The organism is Streptomyces canus, assembly GCF_041435015.1.
GTDB classification, from domain to species: domain Bacteria; phylum Actinomycetota; class Actinomycetes; order Streptomycetales; family Streptomycetaceae; genus Streptomyces; species Streptomyces canus_G.
Genome location: NZ_CP107989.1, coordinates 5,114,266 through 5,139,307, shown reverse-complemented (window position 1 = coordinate 5,139,307; position 25,042 = coordinate 5,114,266). Strand labels below are relative to the sequence as shown.

Annotated in this window: 16 protein-coding genes, 1 tRNA gene and 5 pseudogenes; 10 read left to right on the top strand and 12 right to left on the bottom strand. The window is 70.5% G+C overall.

Annotated elements, in window-relative coordinates:
- Positions 1–95: 95 nt before the first annotated feature.
- The 5 genes from OG841_RS23345 to OG841_RS23325 all read right to left on the bottom strand — a co-directional run bounded on the left by OG841_RS23345 (position 96) and on the right by OG841_RS23325 (position 6,112).
- A complete protein-coding gene (locus OG841_RS23345; RefSeq protein WP_328639721.1) occupies positions 96–1,568 on the bottom strand; it encodes a peptidoglycan D,D-transpeptidase FtsI family protein in 1,473 nt (490 codons plus the stop codon).
- Positions 1,565–3,016 (bottom strand): FtsW/RodA/SpoVE family cell cycle protein, encoded by a 1,452-nt coding sequence (locus tag OG841_RS23340; RefSeq protein ID WP_328639722.1) that lies wholly within the window; start codon positions 3,014–3,016, stop codon positions 1,565–1,567. The genes OG841_RS23345 and OG841_RS23340 overlap by 4 nt, the downstream gene beginning before the upstream one ends.
- 27 nt (positions 3,017–3,043) lie before the next feature.
- Positions 3,044–4,606 carry a Stp1/IreP family PP2C-type Ser/Thr phosphatase gene (locus OG841_RS23335; RefSeq protein WP_371570797.1) on the bottom strand — a complete coding sequence of 521 codons (1,563 nt, stop codon included), beginning with the start codon at positions 4,604–4,606 and terminating at the stop codon, positions 3,044–3,046.
- A gap of 98 nt (positions 4,607–4,704) precedes the next feature.
- Positions 4,705–5,217: an FHA domain-containing protein FhaB/FipA gene (locus OG841_RS23330; RefSeq protein ID WP_031036350.1), complete on the bottom strand. Its 513-nt coding sequence runs from the start codon at positions 5,215–5,217 to the stop codon at positions 4,705–4,707.
- 10 nt (positions 5,218–5,227) lie between these two features.
- Positions 5,228–6,112, bottom strand: coding sequence for a DUF3662 and FHA domain-containing protein (locus tag OG841_RS23325; protein ID WP_328639723.1), 885 nt, complete (start codon positions 6,110–6,112; stop codon positions 5,228–5,230).
- A gap of 468 nt (positions 6,113–6,580) precedes the next feature.
- Here OG841_RS23325 and OG841_RS23320 point away from each other — a divergent pair.
- Positions 6,581–6,667: transfer RNA gene (locus OG841_RS23320), tRNA-Leu, on the top strand.
- Between the two features lie 1,485 nt (positions 6,668–8,152).
- Here the strand turns inward: OG841_RS23320 and OG841_RS23315 are convergent.
- A complete protein-coding gene (locus OG841_RS23315) occupies positions 8,153–10,936 on the bottom strand; it encodes a helix-turn-helix transcriptional regulator (protein WP_328639725.1) in 2,784 nt (927 codons plus the stop codon).
- A 697-nt stretch (positions 10,937–11,633) separates the two neighbouring features.
- Between OG841_RS23315 and OG841_RS23310 the strand changes: the two genes are divergently transcribed.
- Positions 11,634–13,892, top strand: coding sequence for an FUSC family protein (locus OG841_RS23310; protein ID WP_328639726.1), 2,259 nt, complete (start codon positions 11,634–11,636; stop codon positions 13,890–13,892).
- Positions 13,893–13,976: 84 nt separating this feature from the next.
- Here OG841_RS23310 and OG841_RS23305 read toward each other — a convergent pair.
- From OG841_RS23305 to OG841_RS23295, 3 pseudogenes are all read right to left on the bottom strand, one after another.
- Positions 13,977–14,150, bottom strand: a pseudogene (locus OG841_RS23305) (ATP-binding protein); the annotation flags it as partial.
- A 172-nt stretch (positions 14,151–14,322) separates the two neighbouring features.
- A pseudogene (locus OG841_RS23300) lies at positions 14,323–14,484 on the bottom strand (histidine kinase dimerization/phospho-acceptor domain-containing protein); the annotation flags it as partial.
- A 520-nt stretch (positions 14,485–15,004) separates the two neighbouring features.
- Positions 15,005–15,549, bottom strand: a pseudogene (locus tag OG841_RS23295) (response regulator transcription factor).
- 302 nt (positions 15,550–15,851) lie between these two features.
- On the opposite strand from OG841_RS23295, the gene OG841_RS23290 reads away from it, so the two are divergent.
- From OG841_RS23290 to OG841_RS23275, 4 genes are all read left to right on the top strand, one after another.
- The gene (locus tag OG841_RS23290; RefSeq protein ID WP_328639727.1) at positions 15,852–16,766 is read left to right on the top strand and encodes an MBL fold metallo-hydrolase; all 915 of its coding nucleotides are present in this window, start codon (positions 15,852–15,854) and stop codon (positions 16,764–16,766) included.
- 22 nt (positions 16,767–16,788) lie between these two features.
- Positions 16,789–18,282 carry a carboxylesterase/lipase family protein gene (locus OG841_RS23285; protein WP_371566793.1) on the top strand — a complete coding sequence of 498 codons (1,494 nt, stop codon included), beginning with the start codon at positions 16,789–16,791 and terminating at the stop codon, positions 18,280–18,282.
- Between the two features lie 61 nt (positions 18,283–18,343).
- Complete coding sequence (locus OG841_RS23280) at positions 18,344–18,727, top strand: RidA family protein (RefSeq protein WP_266637551.1); 384 nt, start codon at positions 18,344–18,346, stop codon at positions 18,725–18,727.
- Between the two features lie 91 nt (positions 18,728–18,818).
- On the top strand, positions 18,819–19,664 hold the full coding sequence (locus OG841_RS23275; RefSeq protein ID WP_371566792.1) for a hypothetical protein: 846 nt from the start codon (positions 18,819–18,821) through the stop codon (positions 19,662–19,664).
- Between the two features lie 226 nt (positions 19,665–19,890).
- Here OG841_RS23275 and OG841_RS23270 read toward each other — a convergent pair.
- Positions 19,891–20,280, bottom strand: a pseudogene (locus OG841_RS23270) (FtsX-like permease family protein); the annotation flags it as partial.
- 3 nt (positions 20,281–20,283) lie between these two features.
- On the opposite strand from OG841_RS23270, the pseudogene OG841_RS23265 reads away from it, so the two are divergent.
- From OG841_RS23265 to OG841_RS23250, 4 genes and pseudogenes are all read left to right on the top strand, one after another.
- Positions 20,284–20,601, top strand: a pseudogene (locus OG841_RS23265) (response regulator transcription factor); the annotation flags it as partial.
- Positions 20,602–20,706: 105 nt separating this feature from the next.
- Complete coding sequence (locus OG841_RS23260) at positions 20,707–22,191, top strand: DUF2252 domain-containing protein (protein ID WP_371566791.1); 1,485 nt, start codon at positions 20,707–20,709, stop codon at positions 22,189–22,191.
- A 167-nt stretch (positions 22,192–22,358) separates the two neighbouring features.
- On the top strand, positions 22,359–23,174 hold the full coding sequence (locus OG841_RS23255) for a hypothetical protein (RefSeq protein ID WP_328639731.1): 816 nt from the start codon (positions 22,359–22,361) through the stop codon (positions 23,172–23,174).
- A gap of 56 nt (positions 23,175–23,230) precedes the next feature.
- Complete coding sequence (locus OG841_RS23250; protein ID WP_328643591.1) at positions 23,231–23,560, top strand: rhodanese-like domain-containing protein; 330 nt, start codon at positions 23,231–23,233, stop codon at positions 23,558–23,560.
- A gap of 27 nt (positions 23,561–23,587) precedes the next feature.
- Here the strand turns inward: OG841_RS23250 and OG841_RS23245 are convergent, their stop codons facing one another.
- Together OG841_RS23245 and OG841_RS23240 are read right to left on the bottom strand one after the other, a co-directional pair.
- Positions 23,588–23,770 carry a hypothetical protein gene (locus tag OG841_RS23245; protein ID WP_328639732.1) on the bottom strand — a complete coding sequence of 61 codons (183 nt, stop codon included), beginning with the start codon at positions 23,768–23,770 and terminating at the stop codon, positions 23,588–23,590.
- A gap of 70 nt (positions 23,771–23,840) precedes the next feature.
- Positions 23,841–24,983: an acyl-CoA dehydrogenase family protein gene (locus tag OG841_RS23240; RefSeq protein WP_371566790.1), complete on the bottom strand. Its 1,143-nt coding sequence runs from the start codon at positions 24,981–24,983 to the stop codon at positions 23,841–23,843.
- Positions 24,984–25,042 lie beyond the last annotated feature (59 nt).

The window sequence follows — 25,042 nt, the reverse complement described above, 5'->3', positions numbered from 1 at the left end:
GTACCCGGCTAGCTTTGTGTGACCTGGCCAAGTGCGTCACCCGATACAGGACCGGTATCGCAACGTGCACCGATGTGAAGGGGACGTGAGCGGGGTCACTTCTTGGAGTCGATGACCGCCTCCATCACGCTCTTGGCGATGGGCGCCGCGAGACCGCTGCCGGAGATGTTCTCGCGGACCGCGTTGTCGTCCTGGACGACCACGGCCACGGCGACCGGCGCGCTGTCGCCGACCTTGGCGTAGGAGATGAACCAGGCGTAGGGGTTCTTGCTGTTGTTCTCGCCGTGCTGGGCGGTACCGGTCTTGCCGCCCACGGTGACGCCGTCGATCTGGGCCGTGGTGCCGGTGCCCTTCTGGACGACGGTCTCCATCATCGACTGGAGGATCTGCGCGTTCTCCGCGGACAGCGGCTCGCTCATCTTCTCCGGCTCGGTCTTCTCGAGGGTGTCGACGTTCGGGGCCTGGAGCGAGTCGACCATGTAGGGCTTCATCAGGGTGCCGTTGTTGGCGACGGCCGAGGCGACCATGGCCATCTGGAGGGGGGTGGCGGCGGTGTTGTACTGGCCGATGGAGGACAGTGCGGTCTGCGAGGGGTTCATGTCGTCGGAGAAGACCGGTGCGCTGGATCGGACCGGCGTGAACTGCTCCTCGGTGAAGCCGAACTTCTTGGCCTCCTCGAGCATCTTGTCGTTGCCGAGGTCGGAGCCGACCTTGCCGAAGACGGTGTTGCAGGAGTACTGGAGCGCGACCCGCAGGGTGGCGTTCTTGCAGGGGATGCTGCCCTCGTTCTTCAGCTGGGTCGTGGTCCCGGGCATCGTCCAGGGCAGCGGTGAGTCGGTCTTCTCGTCGGCCGACTTGTACAGGCCGTTCTCCAGCGCGGCGGCCGCGGTGACGACCTTGAAGGTGGAGCCGGGCGGGTAGACCTCGCGCAGCGCCCGGTTGAGCGAGGGGTCGTCGGGGTTGTTCTTCTTGTCGAGCTTCTTCCAGGCCTCCGCGTCGGAGTCACTGCCGCCGGCGATCGTCGAGGGGTCGTACGACGGGTAGGAGGCCAGCGCCAGGATCTTGCCGGTGGAGGGCTCGATGGCGGCGACCGCGCCCTTGCCGCCCTGCTTCTTCAGACCGTTGTAGGCGGCCTTCTGCGCGGCGGCGCTGAGGGTGGTGACGACGTTGCCGCCCTCCTTCGGCTTGCCGGTGAGCATGTCGAGGGTGTTGCGGAAGAAGAGCCGGTCGTCGGTGCCGGTGAGGATGCCGTCCTCGATGGACTCCAGCTGGGTGGCGCCGTAGGACTGCGAGACGAAGCCGGTGACCGGCGCCCACATCGCGCCGTCCTTGTAGGTGCGCTTGTACTTGAAGTCGCCCGACGTGGTCTCGGCGTGCCCGGTGATGGCCTTGCCGTCGACGATGATGTCGCCGCGGGGAGTGGCGTACCGCGCGATGAGCACACGGCGGTTGTCCGTGTCCTCCCTGAGGCTGTCGGCCTTGACGTACTGGAGCCAGTTGTCGCGGATGAGCAGGGCCAGGACCAGGAGGCCGCAGAAGATCGCGATCCGGCGCAGGGGCTTGTTCATGACGGGCGGACCACCTGGGTCATCTCGGCGTCGGGGCTGGGGGCGGGGGCGGGCGCCGGGCGGCGTGCGGTGTCGCTGATTCTGATCAGGATGCCGATCAGGGCCCAGTTGGCGATGACGGAGGAACCGCCGTACGCCAGGAAGGGCATCGTCATACCGGTCAGCGGGATCAGGCCCATCACACCGCCGGCCACCACGAAGACCTGGAGGGCGAAGGCGCCGGACAGGCCGATCGCGAGCAGCTTGCCGAAGGGGTCGCGAGCGGCGAGGGCGGTGCGTACGCCGCGCTCCACGACCAGGCCGTAGATCAGCAGGATCGCCATGACGCCGGCGAGGCCCAGCTCCTCGCCGAAGGTGGCGAAGATGAAGTCGGAGTTGGCGGCGAAGCGGATGAGCTCGGAGTGCCCCTGGCCCCAGCCGGTGCCGAGGGTGCCGCCGGAGCCGAACGCCCACAGGGCCTGCATGGCCTGTTCGGAGTGGACGCCGGTGGCGCCTGGAGTGCGGCTCAGCGTGTACTCGTGCATCGGGTTGAGCCAGGCCTGGACACGGGTCTTGACGTGTGGCTCGAAGCTGGCCACGCCGACGGCGCCGGCCGCGGACATCAGCAGACCGAAGACGATCCAGCTGGTCCGCTCGGTGGCGACGTACAGCATGATGATGAACATTCCGAAGAACAGCAGCGAGGTACCGAGGTCGGTCTCGAAGACCAGGATGAGAATCGAGATCATCCAGACGACGATGATCGGACCGAGGTCGCGGCCGCGCGGCAGGTACAGGCCCATGAAGCGGCGGCTGGCGAGGGCCAGCGCATCGCGCTTGACCATGAGGTAGCCGGCGAAGAAGACGGCCAGCACGATCTTGGCGAACTCACCGGGCTGGATGGTGAAGCTGCCGACCTGGATCCAGATCTTGGCTCCGTAGGTGAGTTCGGCGCCGAGGCCCGGGACCAGCGGGAGCAGCAGCAGGACCAGCGCCCCGGCCATGGAGATGTAGGTGTAGCGCTGCAGGGTGCGGTGGTCCTTGAGGAAAATCAGGACGACGGCGAACAGGGCGATGCCCATCGCCGTGTAGATCAGCTGATTGGTCGCCTTGCCGCCGGCCTGGCCGATCTGCTGGAGCAGCTTGGACTGGTCGAGCCGCCAGATCGCGACGAGCCCGAGGCCGTTGAGCAGGGTGGCCAGGGGCAGCATCAGGGGGTCCGCGTACGGGGCGAACTTGCGGACGACGAGATGGGCGACGCCGGCCAGGAGACCTAGGCCCAGGCCGTAGCTCAACAGCCCGGCCGGGACCTGGTCGTCGATGGCCAGGCCCACGTTGGCGTAGGCGAAGACCGGGATGAGGACGGCGAACACCAGCAACGCCAGCTCGGTGTTGCGACGGCTGGGAGCGCCGATCGCGCCGATCGTGGACGTGTGGTGCGTCGACGTGTTCGAAGTACTGCTGCTCATCGTGTGCCAGGGCCTCTCACGGCTTGCCTACTGCGTTCCGCAGTTCCCGACGACCTGCTTCTCCTCGTCCGAGAGGGTGGGGCCGGGGGTGGGAGTGGGCTTCGGGGATGCGGAAGCGCTCGGGGACGGGGAGGTCGTGCTCGTCGGGGTCGGTGTGGCCTTGGACGTCAGAGAGGACCGGGTGGTTCCCGTGGTGCCGCCGGCCTGGCCCTCGCCCGTCTTGGAGTTCTTGTTGCTCTCCGTGGCCTGCGCCTCGGCCTGCTTCTTGCACGCGGAGGCCTGGACGCCCAGTTCGTCGATCTTCTTCTGGGCCGTCTTCAGGTCGCCCTCGGCGATGGTGCCCTCGACCGACTTCTGCTGGTACGGCGGCAGGTACTTGAGTTCGATCTCGGGGTGGTCCTTGGACACCTTCGAGAGCGAGACCCACGCCAGGTCCTGGCTGATGCCGCGGTACAGCGCCACGTGCTCGTCGTTGACGCCGACGTAGTACTGGGTCTGCGTCCAGCGCCAGCCGCCGTAGAGACCACCGCCGATGACGGCGAGTGCGAGGACCGAGTAGAAGGATCTCTTCAGCCACTTGCGGCCCTTGCGGGGCTTGACGAAGTCGTCGTCGGAGTAGTCGCCGAAGCTGCCCGCGGGGTCGTAGCCGGTGGTGTCACTGGACCCGGGCCGGCCGTACTCGCCGCCGCCCTGCCCGTGGCCCTGGCGGCCGAGCCCGGAGGCGCGGCCCGCGGGGGTCTGCATGATGCCGTTGTCGTGCAGCTGGTGCTGGTTTTCGGCGACCGCGCCGACCACGACCGGGGTGTCGGAGAGCTGCCCGGCGAGGGTGTCCCCGGTGTCCAGGTCGAGGACGTCCGCGACGATGACCGTGATGTTGTCGGGGCCGCCGCCGCGCAGTGCCAGCTGGATGAGCTCCTGCACGGTCTCCTGGGGGCCCTGGTAGCTGGCGAGGGTGTCCTCGAGCGTCTGGTGGGAGACGACGCCGGACAGACCGTCGGAGCAGATCAGGTAGCGGTCGCCGGCGCGGACCTCACGGATGGAGAGGTCGGGCTCGACGTGTTCGCCGCTGCCCAACGCCCGCATCAGCAGGGAGCGTTGGGGGTGGGTGGTGGCCTCTTCCTCGGTGATGCGGCCCTCGTCGACCAGGCGCTGCACCCAGGTGTGGTCCTGTGTGATCTGGGTGAGGACACCGTCGCGCAGCAGGTACGCGCGCGAGTCGCCGACGTGCACGAGGCCGAGCCGCTGGCCCGTCCACAGCAGAGCGGTCAGCGTGGTCCCCATGCCTTCGAGCTGGGGGTCCTCCTCGACCATGGAGCGCAGCTGGTCGTTGGCGCGCTGGACGGCCACGCCGAGCGAGGTGAGGACGTCGGAGCCGGGCACGTCGTCGTCGAGGGCGACGATGGTGGAGATGGCCTCGGAGGAGGCGACCTCGCCGGCGGCGGCGCCGCCCATGCCGTCGGCGATGGCGAGCAGGCGGGGACCGGCGTATCCGGAGTCCTCGTTGCCCTCCCGGATCATGCCTTTGTGCGATCCGGCGGCGAAGCGCAGTGACAGACTCATGCGCACCTCGCCCGTCGGCTCCGGGTACATCCGCACGGTGCCCACCCTCCGGTCGGGAGCGCGCCGGGGCCCGGGGTGGGGGCCCACACCGCGTGCTCGCTCCGCTCGCGCCTATTCATGATGTAGCACTACTTCCGCAGCTCGATGACGGTCTTGCCGATGCGGATCGCCGCGCCCAGCGGAATCGGTGTCGGGGTCGTCAGCCGCGTTCGGTCGAGATACGTGCCGTTGGTGGAGCCCAGGTCCTCGACGATCCACTGGCCGTCGCGGTCCGGGTAGATCCTGGCATGGCGGCTGGAGGCGTAGTCGTCGTCCAGCACGATGGTGCTGTCGTGCGCCCGGCCCAGCGTGATGGTCTGCCCTTGAAGGGCGACGGTGGTGCCGGTGAGGGTGCCCTCGGACACGACGAGCTTGGTGGGGGCGTTACGGCGCTGGCGGCCGCCGGCGGCCGGCTGCTGGCGCTGCTGCGGAGGCGCCTGCCGCTGGGCCTGCTGGGCCCGGCCGGCTTCCCGGCGCGCGCCGCGCTGGGTGACGCGCGTACCGAACAGGTCGCTGCGGATGACCTGCACGGCCACGATCACGAACAGCCACAGTACGGCCAGGAAACCCAGCCGCATGACCGTGAGGGTCAGCTCTGACATTGCCCCCGCTTCACCCTTCGGCTTGCCGGTAAATGATGGTGGTACTGCCCACGACGATCCGCGAGCCGTCGCGGAGCGTAGCGCGGGTGGTGTGCTGCCCGTCCACCACGATGCCGTTGGTGGACCCGAGATCCTGGATCGTCGAGGGCGTTCCGGTCCGGATCTCACAGTGCCGGCGCGAGACGCCGGGGTCGTCGATCCGCACGTCGGCTTCGGTGCTGCGACCCAGCACCAGCGTTGCGCGGGAGATCTGATGGCGGGTGCCGTTGATCTCGATCCAGTGGCGGGTACGGGAGCCCGGCGCGGGCGTGCCGACCGGGCCGCCGGCGCCTGGGCGCTGGGCCTGGGCCGGCTGTGGATAGCCGTAGCCGCCGGGGGCGCCACGGCCGGGAGGCGGAGCGGCCGGCATGGGCGGAGCGCCTGCCGGAGCGGCCGGCGGGTAGCCGTAACCGCCTGCTCCCGCGCCCGGCGCGGCGGGACGGGAGGCCGGGGCCGCGGTTCCGGGGGCCTGCTGGTCGGTGGAGCCGGCGAGCGTACGACTGCGCACCCGGTACAGGCCGGTGTCGAGGTCGTCCGCCTTCTCCAGGTTGACCTTGATCGGGCCCATGAAGGTGTAGCGCTGCTGCTTGGCGTAGTCGCGCACCATGCCGGCGAGCTCGTCGCCGAGCTGGCCCGAGTAGGGGCTGAGCCGCTCGAAGTCCGGCGTGCTCAGCTCCACGATGAAGTCGTTGGGTACGACCGTGCGGTCGCGGTTCCAGATGGTGGCGTTGTTGTCGCACTCCCGCTGGAGCGCGCCCGCGATCTCCACGGGCTGCACCTCGGACTTGAACACCTTGGCGAAGGTGCCGTTGACCAGACCTTCGAGACGCTGCTCGAACTTCTTCAGGACTCCCATGAGGCACCTCCTCCGTCCTTGCCGTCCTGGGTACTGCGCTGTGTGCTGCTTACCTGGTACTGCTTACTGATCGTATCCACGCGCCGGTGAATCGGCTGGTTCCCCCTGTCGGCACTGTCGACGGGTGTCGACGCCTCCGAAGTTCCCTCTGGAGCCCCACTTCGAACTCCGCTGTCGAACTCCTCTGTCAAGGATCGTAGAGGCGGCCGCAGACCAGTGTCCCGCACCTGACTGTGGAGCCCGACCGGCTCCTGGGGAGATGGGCGCTACCGGTACGAGGTTGATACGTGAACAAGCACAGGTTGATACGTGGCCGGCGGCACCCGGGTTCGGGGGACCGGTTCCGAACCCGCTGGTGGGCGGCTGCCCCCGGATATGGGATGTGAATCCACCTCCTCCACCGTGCTAATGTTCTGCGTGTCGGAAGGCGCCGCACCGCAAGGCGAGGAGCCCGAGGACACACCCAATGCGCGGGTGGCGGAATAGGCAGACGCGCTGGATTCAGGTTCCAGTGCCCGAAAGGGCGTGGGGGTTCAACTCCCCCCTCGCGCACCACGAAGAACCGACGGAACGGGTCTTCACCAGTGACGAAAGTCATGGTGAGGGCCCGTTCCTCGTTGTGGTGGTGGGCTGCGGCCCGGACGATGACGTGGCAGGGCCCCGGCGGTGAGGTATCTCACGGCCGGGGCCCTGCTTTTTGTGCTGCTGGTTGTTCTCCGGGTGGTGCTGGTGGTGGGGGCTCGGTCGGCTCAGGCGGCCGACGACAGGTGGCCAGTCGGTGTCCAGGTCCCGGGTTCTTTGATCTTCCGCCTGTGGTGGGTGCGGCGGAGGGCGCGCTCGCCGCCGAGCGCGAGGGTCTCGAGCCATTTTCCTGATCCTTCGGCGGTTGGCGTGGGCGAGGTGGAAGGCCAGGAGGATCGTCTGGGCCGCGATGCCCCGGATGCGGCGGGAGCCCGCGGCTTCGATGCCCTCGGCCAGTGGGTTCTTGGCGTGGCCGTTGTAGCCCGGCCACGCGTGGGTAGCCGTCGGCGTCGGCGTTCTGTTTCGGCATGAGGCGGTATCCGCGGCGAGCGGCGATCAGCCGGAGATGTGCCCCGCCGAAGCGGCAAGGCCCAGTGCCCCATCAAGCCCCGCACCATGGGCCGCGGCATCCATCTCCCCCTTGTCGACCCGGAGCCCAGCCCAGTGGGCTCGGCCTCTGCCGCCAGCGCGCCATCAACCCACGTTTGCCGGTCGATGCGCTCGGCGTGCAGATCGATGGTGGCGCTGATGAGGGGCTCCGGCATGGACGGGCAGTACCAGCGGCCCCCTACGAGGATCGCGCCCTGGCTACCGTCTTGTTTGCCGAGTTGGTCCGCCCGGTAGTCGTAGACGGGCTTGTAGCCCATGGCCCGGATGGGAAGCTACCACTTCGCAGGCTCGGAGTTGTTGCAGGCGCGGTCCCGGCAAGATAGCCGGGTTTGTATCCCCGCTCCTGAACCCGGTTGAGGACCTTCAGGCCGTTGCAGTCCGGTCGTTGCCCGGGCTTGTCGAGGGCGACGCCGAGGACGACGACGGGCAGGACTTCGGGGTCCGGGGTGCCGTCGTCGAGGAGTACCCAGCGCGGGCAGCAACCGACGGATCCGCCTGTGGAGGTAACCGGACAGTGCGAAGAACAGGTCCACCCCGAGGAAACCACCCGCCAGGCGTCCAGGGCCGGATCGAGTATGTCGATCCGGTCCTCTGTGCCGTCTCGTCGGCGCCGGTGGGCGGAGTTCTCGACACGGTCGCGGTTGCAGGTCCGGGGGCGTGAAAGGCAGGCCAGGGCTGGACGGCTCTCACGCCCCCAAGGGCACGGGCGCAGGGGTGGGGCGCCCGGGTGAATCCCTTGTGCGATTCGACGAGTTTGTGGGGTCTCTCGTCGTCGCGCTCCATGAATCTGTCACGCGGAATCCGGTCGCGGTATCTGTCAGTCGACTGTACGGCGACGGCCGTCGTCGTGTCGGGAGACGCCCGGCACGCGGCACGCGCGTCGGCGCGGATCCGCGGCGGATTCGGCTGTCAGCTCTGGACGCCGGTATCCGACAGGGTGCCTTCGAGCACGTCGCGGAGTTGCGAGCGGGCGGTGATGCCCAGCTTGGGGAAGACCCGGTAGAGGTGGGATCCGACCGTGCGCGGTGAGAGGAACAGTTTTTCCCCGATCTCGCGGTTCGTCAGGCCGCGGGCGGCCAGTTGGACGATCTGCTGCTGCTGGGGGCTGAGTTCGGTGAAGGCACTGGGCACGACGTCGGTCGCCTCGATGCCGGCGGCGCGCAGTTCTGCCTGTGCCCGCTCGACCCACGGCCGCGCGCCGAGGCGCTGGAAGGTTTCCAGGGCGGCGCTCAGCAGCGGACGGGCCTCGGCGATACGGCGCCGGCGCCGGAGCCATTCCCCGTAGTCGAGCCGGGTCTGCGCCCGTTCGAACGGCCACTGCTCACCCGCGGGCTGCGCGAGCGCGGCCTGGAAGAACGGCTCCGCGTGTTCGGGATCCGCCAGCAGGGCGCGGCCACGGTCGATCAGCGTGGCCACCCGTGCGGACATGCCCGTACCGAGGTGCCGTGCCGAGCGTTCCAGTAGCTGTGCGGCGTGCTCCTGCCGTCCTCGGCGGACGGCCGCAGCCGCGAGTTCGGCCAGGACGGTGTAGGAGACGTGGTAGTGGACCGGATCGCCGTCGTCGGTGAACGCGGAGCGGAACTGTGTGTATGCGGTGTCGTAGTCGCCCTCGGCCACGGCCGCCATTCCCAGGGCCCGGCGGGCGAAGACCGCGACGGAGCGGCTCTCCAGCGGGTCGACGAGAGACAGGGCTCGCTCGGCGAGCCGGCGTGCGGCGGCCGGGTCGCCGAGCAGGGCGACCACGGTGGCGTCGAGTGCCTGAGCACACGCCTCGGCGTGGTCGAGTCCGGCGGCCGATGCCATGGCTGCGATGTCGGCGGCCACCGAGCGGGCCTCGGCCCATCGGCCCTGCTCCAGGCGGGTCCAGCCGACCGCGCATCCCAGTCCGTCCGGGAGCGGACCGTGGGCCTGCCACTGGTCGAACGCCTCGTCGAAGGTCCTGGCGGCGAGGGTGGTCTGGTCGAGCAGCCAGGCGACGATGCCCAGCGCGGTCAGGCGCTGGGCGTCGCCCTTGGCCCCGGCGATGAGCTCGGGCAGCACCGGCGCGAGGGACGCTCCTGCGCCGCCGGGGTCGGAGACGGCCATGACCCATGCGTGCAGCGCCGCTCCGGCGGCATCGTCGGGCATGCCGGAGAGCAGGCTCTGGATCTGCCGCTGCTGGGACTCCGCGCCCGAGTAGTAGCGGACCACCGCTGCTGCGGCCAGCGCGTCGAGTACGAGGGGTGAGCGGGCGTTCGACGCCTCGTCGGCGACGCGCATGAGCAGCGCGAAGGCTGCTGTGTGACGGGGGCCAAGAGACATGAGCCGACCGGTGGCCAGCGCGGCTTTGCCCAGCAGTGCCGGGTCGTCGGTGCACTCGCGGACTGCGGCGGCCAGGTGCTCCACCCAGCCGAGCTGACCGGTGAAGACGGCGCTGGCAGCGGCTTCGGCCAGCAGGCGCGCCCGGTCCTCGCGGTGCGGGCTGAGTTCCGCGGCGCGCTCCTGGGCCGCGGCGGCGGCCGCGAAGCCGCCCCGGCGCCGGGCCCGGTCGGCCGTCTGCTGCAAGGCGGCCGATACGTCCTGGTCGGGGCGTACGGTCGCGGCGGCCAGATGCCAGGCGCGGCGGTCGGGCTCCTCGCGCAGCAGTTCCGCCAGAGCCAGGTGCGCTTGGCGGCGTTCCTCGAAAGACGCGGCATGGTAGACGGCGGAGCGGACGAGCGGGTGACGGAAAACGATCCCGGATCCGTCCTGGCGTACGAGACCGGCCCGGTCCGCGGGGTCCCATGCCTTGTCGTCCGCCTCGGCCGGCCCCATGGCGGCTGCCTGCGCGTCCGCCGCGTCGGCGGCCGCGAGCAGCAGCAGGGCGCGGCGGGTCGGTTCCGGCAGGTCGGCCGCGTGCCCTGCGAAGATCCGCTCCAGTCGGTCGGTGACCGGCAGCGGGCCCTCCACACTGCTGCCCTCGGGGTTGCGGACCGCGGCGGCGTGGGCCAGTTCCACCAGGGCCAGCGGGTTGCCTGCCGCTTCCTCGAGGATCCGCACCCGGGTTCGGCCGGTGGGCGGCGTGGGCTGCCGGGCGAGCAGTCGGTTCGCCGCCGCACTGTCCAGCGGGCCGAGTTCGAGGCGCTCGTACCCCTTGTCGAAACCCGGCAGCGTGGCCGCGGTGCGGACTCCGAGCAGCAGCGTGACGGGCTCGCTGTCCATGCGCCGCGCCACGAAGGAGAGAGCGTCCAGGGATCCGCGGTCGATCCACTGCGCGTCGTCGACCACCACCAGCAGCGGGGCGGTCTCCGCCAGGTCCGACAACAAGGTCAGAACCGCCAGACCCACGACCATCGCGTCGGGAGTCTCCGCGCACTCGTCGAGCCCCAGGACCGCGCGGAGCGCGGCGCGTTGCCGTGACGGCAGACCCTCCGCCGCACCGAGTACCGGGCGCAGCATCTGATGAAGACCCGCGAATCCAAGGTGGGCCTCTGATTCGCTCCCCACCGCGCGCAACACTCGGCCACCCGCGCTCCGTGCGCTGTCGGCCGCGATGCCGAGGAGCGTGCTCTTTCCGGCACCGGGGTCACCCGCGAGGATCAACACGTCGCTGTGCGACCGATCGGCGCCGACCCGCCGGACTATTTCTGCGGTCTCGGTTTCCCGGCCGACCAGTGCCAGACCGGAATTCCGCGTCGAGCGCCGGTCCCCACGAGCCTTTCCATCGTTTTCCACGGATGCTCCAGGGAATTGAGATACCCCAGATAGTAGCGTGGCAGAACCGCGGCAGCGCCTGCGGGAGCAAGTCCGGGTATTCCGGCCATGGCATCCACGGAGTTCTCTCGGAGGCCCGGTTTCGCCCGCGGAGTCGCGCGCCGCGCGGACATCGTGGCGAGGCAATTGCAGACCTCCGCCCGCCTCGAGCCGTGCGTCTCCGCGCCGTCGGCCTCGGGATCGCCCCGGCGGGACAACCGGCCGGCAGGCGCAAACGTCCCATCCGGTGGCCGACCAGCACCGATGCAGTCACGTGACGCATACCCCCGGCTGTTCGTCCGGCCACAGAATCGTGAAGCGAACGCGGTCGCGCCTTTCCGGGTCGGCGGGCAGGCACGATCGTGCGTCGCGGAAGCCGTACATCTCGACCGCAAGGTGTTGTCATGGTTGGCGCCTGGCGGCTGTCCGTCCCAAGTCCGTGCACTGCGTAGCCCCTTGAACCCGTAAGCCATCGTCGACGAGTGCAGGCCTGTAAGCGCTGCGCGGTCGCCGACGCCGGCAATGGACGCCCCCGTGCTGCAGAACCACCGGAAGCAGTCACCTGACGCATACCGGACGCAACCCCGCATGCCGAGACTGGTGACGCGGGCGGTGGCCGGTCAGAACCCGAAGGCTCCCGCACGGCCGTGCACACGCGAAAGGACCTCCGGAGATCCCCATGGTGGCAAGGACAACGACATCGCCGTGGGACCGCTTCGCCGCCTTCGACCCCGGGCTCATGCGTCTGACCTCCGCGATGCGCGCCGTACTCGGCACCGCAGCGACCCTTGCCGTGCTGACAGCGCTGCGAGCGCCAGAGACGGCGCTGGTGGTCGGCGGCTTCACCGCGATGACGACTTCACTGGCCATCAGCGACCTGCACCCGCGCAACCAGCTCATCACCCTCGGACTCGGCGCTCCGCTCTCCCTCGCGTCTCTGTCCGCCGGAGCCGCGCTGACGCCGTACCCGACAGCAGCCGAGCTGATCTTCCTGGTGGTGATCCACCTCGCCGTTCAGGCCCGCCGGTTCGGCCCGCGCGGGCTGGGCCTGGGGATCTTCGGTTTCATGGCCTTCCTGCTGTCTCAGTTCACCCAGGCCCGGGCAGACCGCCTTCCGCAGCTCGGGGCATCGGTACTCGTGGCGTTCGCGGCCGTCACGGCCGTCTGGTACTGCGTCGGCCCCATCACGGCGTCCGAAGCCCTGAGGCGGCTGCGGCACGCATTCGACGTGCGTCTGCACGACGTCCTGCGGGACACGGCCGCGATGGTCGCCACCGGGCAGGACATCGACACCCGGAGCCGATCGTTGCAGGACCGCCTCGACACACTGCACGCGTCTGTGCTGCTGATCGAGGACTTTCTCGACGAGCGCGCCGCCGGCGACGACACCGAGGCCCTGCTGCGGCACCTCAGCCGGGTGGAGGTGGCCGCGCAGCGCCTGGCCGTACTGGCGGTCCGTGCGATGCGCACGCCGGCGGCACGCAACGATCTGGCGGAACGGACGGCGCGACAGCGGCTCGCCCAGCGGATCCGGGCTCTCCGGCACCAGCCCACCGTGGGAACTGCTTGCGCAGCCGAGCGGTGCGCAGAGGGGTACGAAGGCGGCCCGGCGAACCGGCCGACCGGCTCCGCACTCGTGCTGGACTGCTTCCCCGCGGTCGACGAACTCGCCGAAGCCCTGCGGGTTCTCGGCCCACGCGACCGCCCGTCAGGACGCCGGACACCTCCACGCAAGCACGCCTCGCCCACCTTCGGGGCGCTGCCGCACAGGGACACGGACACCGAAAGCCTGAAGCGGCGAGCCACCCGCCAGGCGTTTCAGGTGACGGCCGCCTCGGCCCTCGCCATCGCGGGCGGCCATCTCCTGTCGCCGCACCTGTGGTACTGGGCCGTCGCGGCCGCATGGGTCGTGTTCATCAAGAACGAGAGCACCGGCGAGGTACTGCTGCAGAGCCTCCGGCGGCTGGCGGGCACGGTCCTCGGCGTGGTGTTCGGCTACGGCCTTACCGCCCTGGTCGGCGGAGACGGCCCCGTCCTCCTGGTCCTGCTCCTCCTGTGCATGTTCGGGATGTTCTACACCCCGTCGCACGCCTACTGGGCCGTGACGTTCTTCATCACCGGCACGCTCGGCATGCTGCTCGCGCTGATGGACACCTTCTCGACGCACGTGCTGCTCCTGCGTGTCCAGGAGACCGCGCTGGGAGTGTCCTGCGGGATCCTTGCGGCCGTCCTCGTGCTTCCCACCACGGTCCGCCGGGCCAGTGACGAGGAACTGGTCGGCTTCCTGCGCGTCCTCGACCGCCTCCTTCGGACCGTCGGGGCAGGAAGCACGAACACGGAAGCCCCGACGAGCCGGGTCCGCGCGGCACACGACCTCGACCAGGCACTGGAATCCTTCCGCAAGGCCTGCCTGCCCCTCACCCATCCACTCACTCCGCAGCGCCGCCGCCGTCACCACGTCCGCCACCTGCTGGAACTTCTTGAAGCCGGCGCGTACCACGCACGGAGCCTGGCCACCACGGCCGAACGTCTGCCGGCGGGCCACGTCCCGGAGTGCGCCACCAGCCTCACCGCCGCGGCCGAACGCGCGCACGAGACCGTGACCCACCTGATCCGCGTTGCCGGTCATGGACCGGGCGCCGCCTCCCACATGGCACGCCCCACGGCTGTCAGGGCGCTGTCCCGGCTTTCGGAGGAGCAACGCGTGCGCCGCAACTGGCCGTCGCCGGAGCACCGCCTGCTGCTGCACATCGATCGCCTCGACGCGACCCTGACCGCGCTCGTACGAGCCTTGGACCCACTCGCCTCGGACCCCGACGGCACCACCGTGGTCCCCTCCGAGAGAGTGGACATCCCGTTGCCGCACGGCCCGGCCCAGGCTGCCGCAGTGAGCTGCGCCGTCCTCACCGACCGGTGCGAACGCGCCCGAGCCGGATAGACCACGTGGTGGTCGGGTGCCGGTGAACGTGACCGAGACGGTGAGTCCGCCGCCCTGTCTCGGGCGGGCGGTGACGCGTGCCCGGTGCGCCTGTGCGATCGATGCGACGATGGACAGGCCCAGACCGTGGCCGGAGGTGCTGGTGCGGTCCTGGCCGAGGCGCCGGAACGGTTCGAAGAGACCGTCCGCCCGGTCCGGGTCCACGGGTGTCCCCGTGTTGGTGATGGTGAGCGTCCGGCCGGTGAGCCGGACCCACACCGTTCCGCCGGGCCGGTTGTACCGCACGGCGTTGTCGTTTCCCGACCGCCTGATGTGCGGCGTCCCTGAGATCGCTCTCTTCGGTCTCCTCCTCGTCGAGGCCGAGGCCGAGGCCGCTGCGGGCGAGCAGCAGCAGCGGGGCGATCAGTTTCTCCGCGTCGCGGTTCATGGCGAGCAGGTCCTCGCGTATGTCCGCCAGACCTTCCGGGAGCGGGTCGGCGAGCCCCACTCCCAGGCTGGTGCGCTGCACGGCCAGCGGGGTGCGCAGCTCGTGTGAGGCGTTGGCGACGAAGCGACGCCGGCTCTCGAAGGACTTCTCCAGCCGGTCGAGCATGCTGTCGAAGGTGCTGGCGAGCCCGTGCAGTTCGTCGTCGAGCCGGTGAGCGCGAGGCGTTCGCGCAGGTGCTGTTCGCTGATCCGGCGGGCGATGTCCGGCATGGCGGGGACCGGTGCGAGTGCCCGGCCGGCGAGCCACCAGCCCATGAATCCGGTGAGCAGGGCGGATCAGTGCCAACCCGATCCCGGACCAGAGCGGCAACTGCTGGAGAACCGTGTCCCGCACCACGCGCACGGTGCGGTCGGTCAGCCGGAGGCCGCTGGCGTCGGCCGGCAGTCGCAGCAGGGACGAACTCGTAGACGTGACAGACGTAGGGCCATCGGAACGCGGGGGCACACGTCTTCCGTGGCCGCCCGGTCGCAGACGGATGCGACCATTTCTAAGCTCCGGACCTGCTGCGCCGTCCCGTACCGGGCCAGGACCACGACGAAGGCGAGCAGTGCCACGCCGGCGACCAGGAACAGTCCGGTGAAGGCCGAGGCCAGGCGGGACCGGAAGGTCATCTGGCGCAGTCGGCTCAGCCGCACAGGCGGTAACCCTCACCGGTGTCCGTGGTGATGGCGTCCGGGTTGCCGAGCTTGGCGCGCAGTCGGCTGACGGTGGCACGGACCGCGCTGGTGCGGGGAGTTGAGATTCTCGTCCCGGACGGCGCGTACGAGCTCCCGGTGCGTCACCGCGTCGTGCCTTCATCAGCATCTCCAGTACGGCGAACTCCTCGGGGGTGAGTTCTGTCTTCGTGCCGTCAACCCTGACCTCGTGCCTGGCACGGCCCAGGACGATGCCGCCCAACTGCACGACGACCGGTGGCGGTTTCGGGGCGCGGCGGCTCAACGCGCTGCCCCGGGCGATGAGTTCGGCGAAGTCGAAGGGTTTGGCCAGGTAGTCGTCGGTGCCGAGCTGTTCCAGGCCGTAGACCTTGTCCCTGATGTCCCCGGCCGCCGTCAGCAAGAGAATGCGTGGCGGGTCCGTCCGCTCGTCGAGTCTGCTGCACACCTCGTCGCCCGTCATCACCGGCAGGTCCCGGTCGAGGATCAGCACGTCGTGGTCGGTGAATGTGCACATCCGCTCGGCCTCGTCGCCCAAAGGCAAGGTGACAGCGGTGAGGAGGCCCGGTGACCGCCAGCCGGCACCCCGGCAGAACGCACTACCGGGCAGCCGGACATCCTTGCTTTTCGCTGATCGGCAGGTCGTCGAAGCCGCCGACGTGAAAACCGGGGTGGCCACCGCGCAGGACACGACCGGCAAGCGGCCCGATAAAGACCGTCCTCAGAGCTGTACACACAGGTGCAGTCACGTGACGGATACCGAGCCCACCGGGGTCGCTCGTACGGTTGAGTAAATCCCCCGAATTCCAAGGAAATCCCATGGAGCAGATCACCCTCGGCAATGTATCCATCACCCGGGTATGGGAATATTACGGTCCCGTCGAAATGACGCCCGACACCTTCTTCCCGGAAAGCTCGAAGGAAGTCTGGGAGGGCGGTACCGACTGGCTGACCCCGCATTTCGTGGATTCCGAGACCAACATCGTCAATTCCGCGATCCAGACCTGGCTGCTGCGCAGCGAGGGCAGGACGATCCTGGTCGACACCGGCGTGGGCAACCACAAGGAGCGTCCCTACGCCCCGGTCTGGAGCCACCGCGAAACGGACTTCCTGGCCAACCTCGCCCGGGCCGGTGTCCAACCGGAGGACGTGGACATCGTGATCAACACGCATCTCCACATCGATCACGTCGGCTGGAACACCTACCTGGACGGCCGGAGCTGGGTGCCCACCTTCCCCAACGCCACCTACCTGATGCCGAAGGACGACTTCGACTTCTGGAACCCCGAGAACGGCCACCAGCCACTGCTCGGCCGCGGCAACCAGAACGTCTTCGAGGACAGCGTGGCCCCGGTGCACCAGGCCGGCCTGACGCAGCTGTGGGAGAACAGCCACCAGATCGACGCGAACCTGCGCCTGGACACGGCTCCCGGCCACACGCCCGGCTCCTCCGTGCTGACTCTCACCTCCGGCGCGGACCGCGCGGTGTTCGTCGGCGACATGCTGCACAGCCCGGTGCAGATCCTGGAGCCGGACGCCAACAGCTGCTTCTGCGAGGACCCCGCCGGCGCCCGCGCCACCCGCCGCAAGGTGCTGGGCTGGGCCGCCGACAACAACGCGCTCGTGATCCCCGCGCACCTGGGCGGGCACGGCGCCACCGAAGTCGTACGCGAGGGAAGCTCCTTCGCCATCAAGGGCTGGGCGCCCTTCACCCCGTACACCGAGCAGGGCTGAAGCCCGCGGAAAGGCACCAGAGATGAACCCCCACCCCGAACCCGTCGTGACCACCGCGCAGGGAGCCGTGCGCGGTCTGCGCCAGGAGGACGGCACCGCTGCCTTCCTGAACATCCCGTATGCCGCCCCGCCCCTGGGCGCCGGCCGCTTCGCGCCGCCCGAGCCGCATGAGCCGTGGGACGGCGTACGGGACGCCACGGTCCCCGGACCCAACGCGCCGCAGTCCGAGCGCAAGCTCGGCAGCATCGACATGGCCCCCTACTTCGGCACCGGCTGGAGCCGGGGCGAGGACTACCTCACCGTCAACGTGTGGACGCCCGCCGTCGCGCAGAGCGACCTGCCGGTCATGGTGTTCGTGCACGGCGGCGGATTCGTCGCCGGATCGACGCGGTCCGCGATGTACGACGGTTCCGCCTTCGCCCGCGACGGCGTCGTCCTCGTCACGCTCAACTACCGGCTCGGCATTGCCGGGTTCCTGGACCTGCCCGGGGCCCCCGCCAACCGCGGTCTGCTCGACGTCGTCGCCGCGCTGCGCTGGGTGCGGGAGAACATCGCCGGGTTCGGCGGTGACCCGGACAACGTCACGCTCTTCGGCCAGTCGGCCGGGGCCACCGTCGTCGGCGGCGTCCTCGCCACCGCGGAGGCCACGGGTCTGTTCCGCAGGGCGATCGTGCAGAGCGGCAGCGGCCTGGGCGCGTTCAGCACTGAGCAGGCCGCCCGCGTCACCGCCGCGGCCGCCGCGGCCCTGAGCATCGAACCCCACGTCGACGCCTTCGCGGACATCTCCGACGAGCGCCTGGTCGAGGCCGCCTCCCAGCTCGCGGGCATCGACCTGCAGACCGAGACCCACGGCGACCCGCTGATCGGACTCAGCCCCTTCAGCCTCGTCCTCGACACTCAGCCCGCCGCATCCGTCGCCGCCGGCCTCGCCGCCGACGTCGACCTGCTCGTCGGCACCAACACCGAGGAGGGCAACCTCTACCTGGTCCCGGTGGGCAAGTACGCCACCTCGACCGCAGCCGACGTCGACGAGGCCGCGGCGCGCTCCCACCCGGATCCGGCGCGGCTCGTCGAGACCTACCGTAAGTCCCGCCCCGAGGCCTCCTACGCGGAACTGCGGTCCGCCATCATGGCCGACGCCCTGTTCGGCGCGGGCAGCCGCGCTCTGGCCGGCGCCCATGCCGCCCATCCGGAGTCCGCCACCTACGCGTACGAGTTCGCGTGGCGCTCCCAGGCCCTGGACGGAGAGCTCGGCGCCACCCACGCGGTCGAGCTGCCCTTCGTCTTCGACCTCGCGGACCGGCCCGAACTGAACGGCCCCAGCGCCCTGCTCGGCCCCGACAAGCCCCCCGCGGATCTTGCGCACCGCATGCACGAGACCTGGATCCGGTTCGCCGCCACCGGCGACCCCGGCTGGGACCCCTACGACACCGAGCGCAGGGCCACGATGCACATCGACGCCGAGTGGACCCAGATCGACGACCCCCGCAGCCGGGAACGACAGGCCTGGAACTGACGCCCGTATGTGTTGTGCCTGTTCACCCCCTTCAGAGACCACCACCGCTTCAAGGAACACCGTGACCAGAACCGTCATCACCACCGAGAACGCCCCCTCTCTCCCGGCCCCGCTCTCCCAGGGCATCCGCAAGGGCCCCGTCCTGCAGGTCTCCGGACAGCTCCCCTTCGACCCCGACACCGGCGCGGTCGTCGGCACCACCGTCGCCGAGCAGACCGCACAGGTCCTGCGCAATGTCACCGCCGTACTCAAGGCGGCCGGCGCGGGACTGGAGGACGTCGTCATGCTCCGCGTCTACCTCACCGACCCCGCCCACCTGCCCGAGCTGAACGAGGCGTATGCCGCGGCCGTCGGCGAGCCCTTCCCCGCCCGCACCACCGTCTACATGCAGCTCCCGCCGGGACTCCTCGTGGAGATCGACGCCCTGGCCGTGCTGGACGACTGACCCAGCCACAGAACAAGGCCGGTCCGGCGCGGTTCAAGGGGAACCGTGCCGGACCACAGCCATCCCGGAGAACGGAAAGGGGTAGGACAGGATGGACGGCCGTCTGTCGAAGGCGTGCATCAACCTGAGAGTTGTGCCGACGGACCTGCTGGACGCCCTGTGCTCCCTGTCAGGATCCCCCTCGCCGCCCCCAGGCGCTCATCCGGCACGGCGCGTCCACGAGCGCGTGCTCCACACAGCGGCCGCGCTGCCGCCGGGCGCGCTGCAACCGGGCGACGTGAGCGCGGCCACCGAGGTACGCGCCGGCCTCCTGAACGCCGACGTACCGCCCGCGGCCGACGCGGGCGCCCGCTGCATCCAGCACACGGTCGACGACCTGGGCCCAGCGGACCTCTGGACTCTGGCCCGCGACACCGGCATGACCCGCGACGACCTCGCATGGGGCGCTACCGCAACCCTGGCGCGGGAACGCCTCGCACAACCCGACCCTCTCGACGAACTCGCCGCGCAGGCCATCGTGGACGAACTCGCCGAACGGACCCCATGCCGGTGGGGCCGTCAGCACACCGACGCGGTCCGTGCCGCGCTGTACCGGACTCTGGCCGACCTCACCGACGTCCTCCTGGAAGTGTCGGAGTCCACCCCGACCCCCCTCCACTGGACCACCGACGACGACGCAGGGCGCGCCTCGGCCCTGATCGGCGGAGTGGTCCACGACGTGGTGGTCCAGCAGGCGGAGAACGCACCCTCCGCCGCACAGCCCGTCTGGCACCACCCTTCGGCCCCTGCCGCAAGCACCGCCTGGCAGTGGCGGATCACGAACGGACCGGCCGGCCGTGCCTCCCACGGCTGCGGGCCCCTCCCCTCCGCGCTCGCGGCACGGCACGCCGCGGAGTGCGCGATCACGGCACTCGCCGCCGGGAGATGCAGTCTGTGAAGGGCGCGACAATTCGTTCGGTTCTCGGAGTACGACATCGACCGAGCCCTGAGCAAATGACGGGACGGCCAGGGCCACAGCAAAGGACGGGACGGCCAGGGCCACAGCAAATGACGGGGCGGCCAGGGCCACCCCTGGAAGCCCCTCAGGTCCTGGACCTGAGGGGCTTTTTGGTGCCCGTCCGAGGGGGCCGGGTGGTGGCACGGCTTACGCTGTGAGGTCGCTCTCACTCCCTCGTGCCGACCAGTTGCACCGCCCCGCGACGCATCGCCCACGCGGCCGGGGCGACCGAGAACACCACGGCGAGGACCGCGCAGGCTCCGGTGACCGTGGCGAGCTCCGGCCAGGGGATCCGCATCGGCCCGTGCGTCGCCAGCAGCCCCAGCGCGCCCCGCATCCCGCCCAGATTGATCGCGGTGACGAGCAGCCCGAGCATCCCGCCCACCGCCACGACCGTCAGCGCCTCGGCACCGACCAGCCGCAGCACCTGTCGGCGGGTGGCCCCGGCCAGGCGGAGGACGGCCAGGCCGCGTACCCGGTCCGAGGCGGCCATGACCATCGTGTTGGCCAGGGAGATCCCGGTGCAGAGCAGGGCGATGCCGAGGACCAGCAGGAATAGGACCGGGTCGGCCAGGTCGAGCAGTTCGTCGACGCCCTGGGCGAGGTCACGGACGGCGGCACAGTGGTGGACCCCGACGTCGTACGACAGCTGCTGCGCCGCCGCCGCGATCCGCTGGAGCGGCTCACCCCACGTGAACGAGAGGTGCTCGCGCTGATCGCGGAGGGCAGGTCCAACGCGGCGATCGCTCGGGAACTGGTGGTGTCCGAGGCGGCGGTCGGCAAGCACGTCGGCGGCATCCTGACGAAGCTGGACCTGCCGCCGGCGGAGGAGACACATCGGCGGGTGCCGGCCGTGCCGGCGTACTTGCGGGCGTGAGGGACATGCAGGACTGCGTCCTTCCTCCGGGGTTTTCCACAGGCGTGGAGTTGTCCACAGGGTCTGACGCGTTTCGGCTGGTGGTTGTACGGTCGGCACAAGTTGATGTTCTTGCGAGTCACGGGGGAGGCGGTCGGTGTGACCGAGGCCGGTGTGGAGACGACGGCCGGGGCGCGGACCGGTGAGACGGCCGGCGCTGTGGCCGGGGCCCGGCGGCCCCTGGTGCCTGGCTTCGCGCAGTGGCCCGTGGAGGGTTCGCCCAAGAAGGAGGGCAAGGAGCTGCGGGAGAGCGTCCCGCGTGCTGCCCACGCCGCGCTGGACCTCGACCTCTCCCGTCCCGGCGCGGTGGAGGCGGTCGAGGAGTCGAGCCGGGGCCGCATCCCCGAGCTGACCCCGCTGCGGGTGGGGCGGATGGCGGCCACACCGTTCGCGTTCCTGCGCGGCTCGGCGGGCCTCATGGCGTACGACCTCGCCCGCACCCCGATGACCAGGATCCGCGCCCAGATCTGCGGCGACGCCCACGCGGCCAATTTCGGGCTGTACGGCGACGCCCGCGGTGACCTGGTCATCGACCTGAACGACTTCGACGAGACGGTGTACGGCCCCTGGGAGTGGGACCTCAAGCGGCTCGCCGCCTCCCTCGTCCTCGCGGGCCGGGAGATCGGCGCCGACGAGGACACCTGCCGCACGGCGGCGCACGGGGCGGTGGGAGCCTACCGGCGCACCATGCGGCTGCTGGCCAAACTCCCGGTGCTGGACGCGTGGAACGCGATCGCGGACGAGGAACTCGTCTCCCACACCGACGCCCATGACCTCGTCGGCACGCTGGAGCGGGTCTCGGAGAAGGCGCGGGCCAACACCAGCGGGCGCTTCGCGGCGAAGTCGACGGAGCCGACCGAGGACGGCGGCCGACGGTTCGTGGAGGCCCTGCCGGTGCTGCGCCGGGTGCCCGACGCGGAGGCCGCGGCGGTGGCCGCGTCCCTCGAGCACTACGTGACCACCCTCTCCGAGGACCGCCTCCCCCTGCTGGCCCGTCACGCGGTGCACGACGTGGCGTTCCGGGTGGTCGGCACAGGCAGCGTGGGCACGCGCTCCTACGTCGTCCTGCTGCTGGACCACCGCGGTGAACCGCTGGTCCTCCAGGTCAAGGAGGCGAGGGCCTCGGCCCTGCTGCCCCACCTGGTCACCGCGGGCTTCGACGCCCCGACGGTCGAGCACGAGGGCCGCCGGGTCGTGCTGGGCCAGAAGCGGATGCAGGTCGTCAGCGACAACCTGCTGGGCTGGACGACCGTCGAGGGCCGCCCCTTCCAGGTCCGCCAGTTCCGCAACCGTAAGGGCAGCGTGGACCCGGCCGCCCTCTCCGCCGACCAGATAGACGACTACGGCCGTATGACCGGCGCCCTCCTGGCCCGCGCGCACTCCCACAGCGCCGACCCCCGCCTGATCTCCGGCTACTGCGGCAAGAACGACGAACTCGACGAAGCCATCGCCACCTTCGCCGTCACCTACGCCGACCGCACGGAGGCGGACCACGCGGAACTGGTGGCGGGGATCCGGTCGGGGAGGGTGGCGGCGGAAACGGCGGTGTGAGGAGGCCGGCGCACCGGGCGGGCGTGGCTGTCCCCACTCAGGGGCACGAGGGACTGCGCGACCAGCCCCACTCACCCGCACCCGCCCGACAACCCGCACCCGCCTCACAAACCCGCGCCGGCACATCCGATGGCGCCCGGCCCGGCCGGCGCGGCTACGCTGTCCGGATGACGTCCCCGGAAGCCGACCCCCACGGCGCAGAAGCCGCAGGCACCGCGCGGCTGGAGCGTGCCGTACGGGCCGCCGAGCAGGCGCTCATCGAGTACGAGATCGCGGTGGACACCTTCCGCATCGAGGTGGAGAACTTCTCCCGCCTGCACCACCAGAAGCTCGGCCCCATGTACACCCGCCTCGACGAGCTGGACGCACAGATCGCGGAGATCCGGGCCGCCCGCACCGGCGATCCCGAGGACCTGCGCAAGGCGGACGAGGCCCGTGCCCGGGTGATGCCGATGCCCGGCGTCGAAGAGCTGTTCCACGGCTGGATGGACGGGGAGGGCCTGTTTCCGGAGGCCGAGGCGATGCTCACGGACCAGCCGGTGCGGCCCCCGCAGCGGGTGCGCCCCAGCGACGAGGCCCGCAAGCTCTACCGCGAGCTCGCCCGTAAGGCCCACCCGGACCTCGCCCAGGACGAAACCGAGCGGGCGCGGCGCGAGGAGTTCATCACCCGGGTCAACGGCGCCTACTCCCGTGGGGACGAGCCACTCCTGCGGGAACTGTCCGAGGAATGGGCCGCCGGGCCGAAGCCCCCGGAGCAGGGTCCCACCCCCAGCGAGGAGCTCTACGCCCGTCTCGAATGGCTCGCCCAGCGCAAGGAACTGCTCTCCGTGGTCGCGCGGGAGCTGGAGGAGAGCGCGATCGGCTCGATGCTCCGGATGGCACCGGACGACCCGGACCGCCTCCTGGAGGAGATCGCCGAGAAGCTCCTGGCCGACGTCTCCACGCGCGAGGCGGAGCTCGCGGAGCTGCTCGCACAGGAGTGACCGGCCGCGTCCCGAGGGCGTCGGGTAGCGTCGGACCCATGAATTTCGGTGCTGGTGTGCCCACGGTCCAGGTCACGGACCTCAAGGACGACGATTTCCTGCTGGACGTCCGCGAGGACGACGAATGGCAGGCGGGTCACGCCGAAGGGGCGCTGCACATCCCCATCAGTGAGTTCGTGGCCCGCTACGGCGAGCTGACCGAGGCCGCCCCGCAGGATGGCCGCGTCCACGTGATCTGCCGGTCCGGCGGCCGCTCGGCCCAGGTCACGATGTACCTGGCCCAGCAGGGTGTCGACGCCGCGAACGTCGACGGCGGCATGCAGCTGTGGGCCGAGACGGGCCGCCCCGTGGTGACCGACGACGGCCGACCGGGCTTCGTGCTCTAGCCTCCGGCGGTCCCGGGCGGCGGACGCTCAGTCGTCCCGGCCGCTCGGGTTGCGGTCGTAACGGCTCGCGCGGCGGGTCAGCTCGCCCGCCGCGAGGGTCGCGGCGGACACCGCCCGCGTCCAGCGTGGGCCGCCCCGGGCCGCCCACCAGACGCAGACGCATCCCCCGATGGTGAGCGCGAGGATGCAGGACAGGACGAGCAGCATCATGCTCGGCCTCCTTCTGTCGGTGCGGTTCCGTCATCCTCTCAGTCGCCGATCAAGGGCCCCGCGGTTTCGCCTATCCCAGAGAATGGGCCGCCAGCAGGTCTCCCAACACCTCCTCGTGCGCCGCCGCCGGGCCCAGCGACAGCTCCAGATGCTTGGCCCAGGCGTGGTACCGGTGCAGGGGGTAGTCGACGTCGGCGCCGAACCCGCCGTGCAGATGCTGTGCCGTCTGCACCACCCTCCGTACCCCCTCGGAGGCCCAGATCTTCGCCACGGCGACGTCCCCCGCGACCGGCAGCGTGCCCCGCGCTCCCGCGGCGATCCGCCACGCGGCCTGCCACAGCGTGACCTCCATCGCGCGCAGGTCGATGTAACGGTCGGCGGCCTGCACGGCGACCGCCTGGAAGGTGGCGACCGGGAACCCGAACTGCTCCCGCTTGCTGGTGTAGTCACTGCTCATCCGCAGCACCCGCTCGCCCAGGCCGAGCGCCAGCGCACACGTCCCCGTGGTCAGCAGATCCCGCAGCCACTCCCACGCGCCCTCGACATCGATCACGTCCCGGGCGGCGATCCGCGCCGACTCCAGCCGCAGCTCGCCCAGCCGCTCCCCGCTGGTGGAGAACTGCTCGGCCGGCGTGACCCCGTCATGGACCCGGGGCACCAGCGCGAGAACGGTCCGGTCCGCGGTCGTGTGCGCGGGGACGACGACGTAGTCCGCGTCGTACGCCCACGGCACCGCCGTCTGTACGCCGTCCAGGATCCAGTCGGCCCCCTCCCCCTCCTCCAGCCGTGCGGTGACGGCGAGTTCGGCCGGGTCATGGCCGGTGCGGCCGCTCGCGGCGACGGTCAGCACGACCTCCCCGCGTCCTGCCCGCTCCAGCAGCTCCGCCCTCAACTCCGGGCCGCCGTAAGCCTGTACAGCTGCCATGGCCGCACTGTTCTCCAGCAGCGGCACCCGCGCCAGCACCCTCGCCGACTCACGCAGCACCAGGCACAGCGCGACGGCATCCAGACCCGCCCCGCCGTACTCCTCGGCCAACAGCAGGCTCAGCACATCCGCGTCGGCGAGCCTGGCCCACAGCGCGCGGTCGAACTCGTCGGCCACGGCACCCGTGGTCATCGCCGGAGACGGCACCGCGTCCGGTGCGACATCGGCGAACACCCCCCGCGCCGCTTCGGCCGCCGCCTGCTGCTCCTCGCTGAAGGTGAAGTCCACGGTCCCTGTCCTTCCGACGGGTCGGCAGATCGGGTCAGCTGATCTGACGGTCCGTCAAG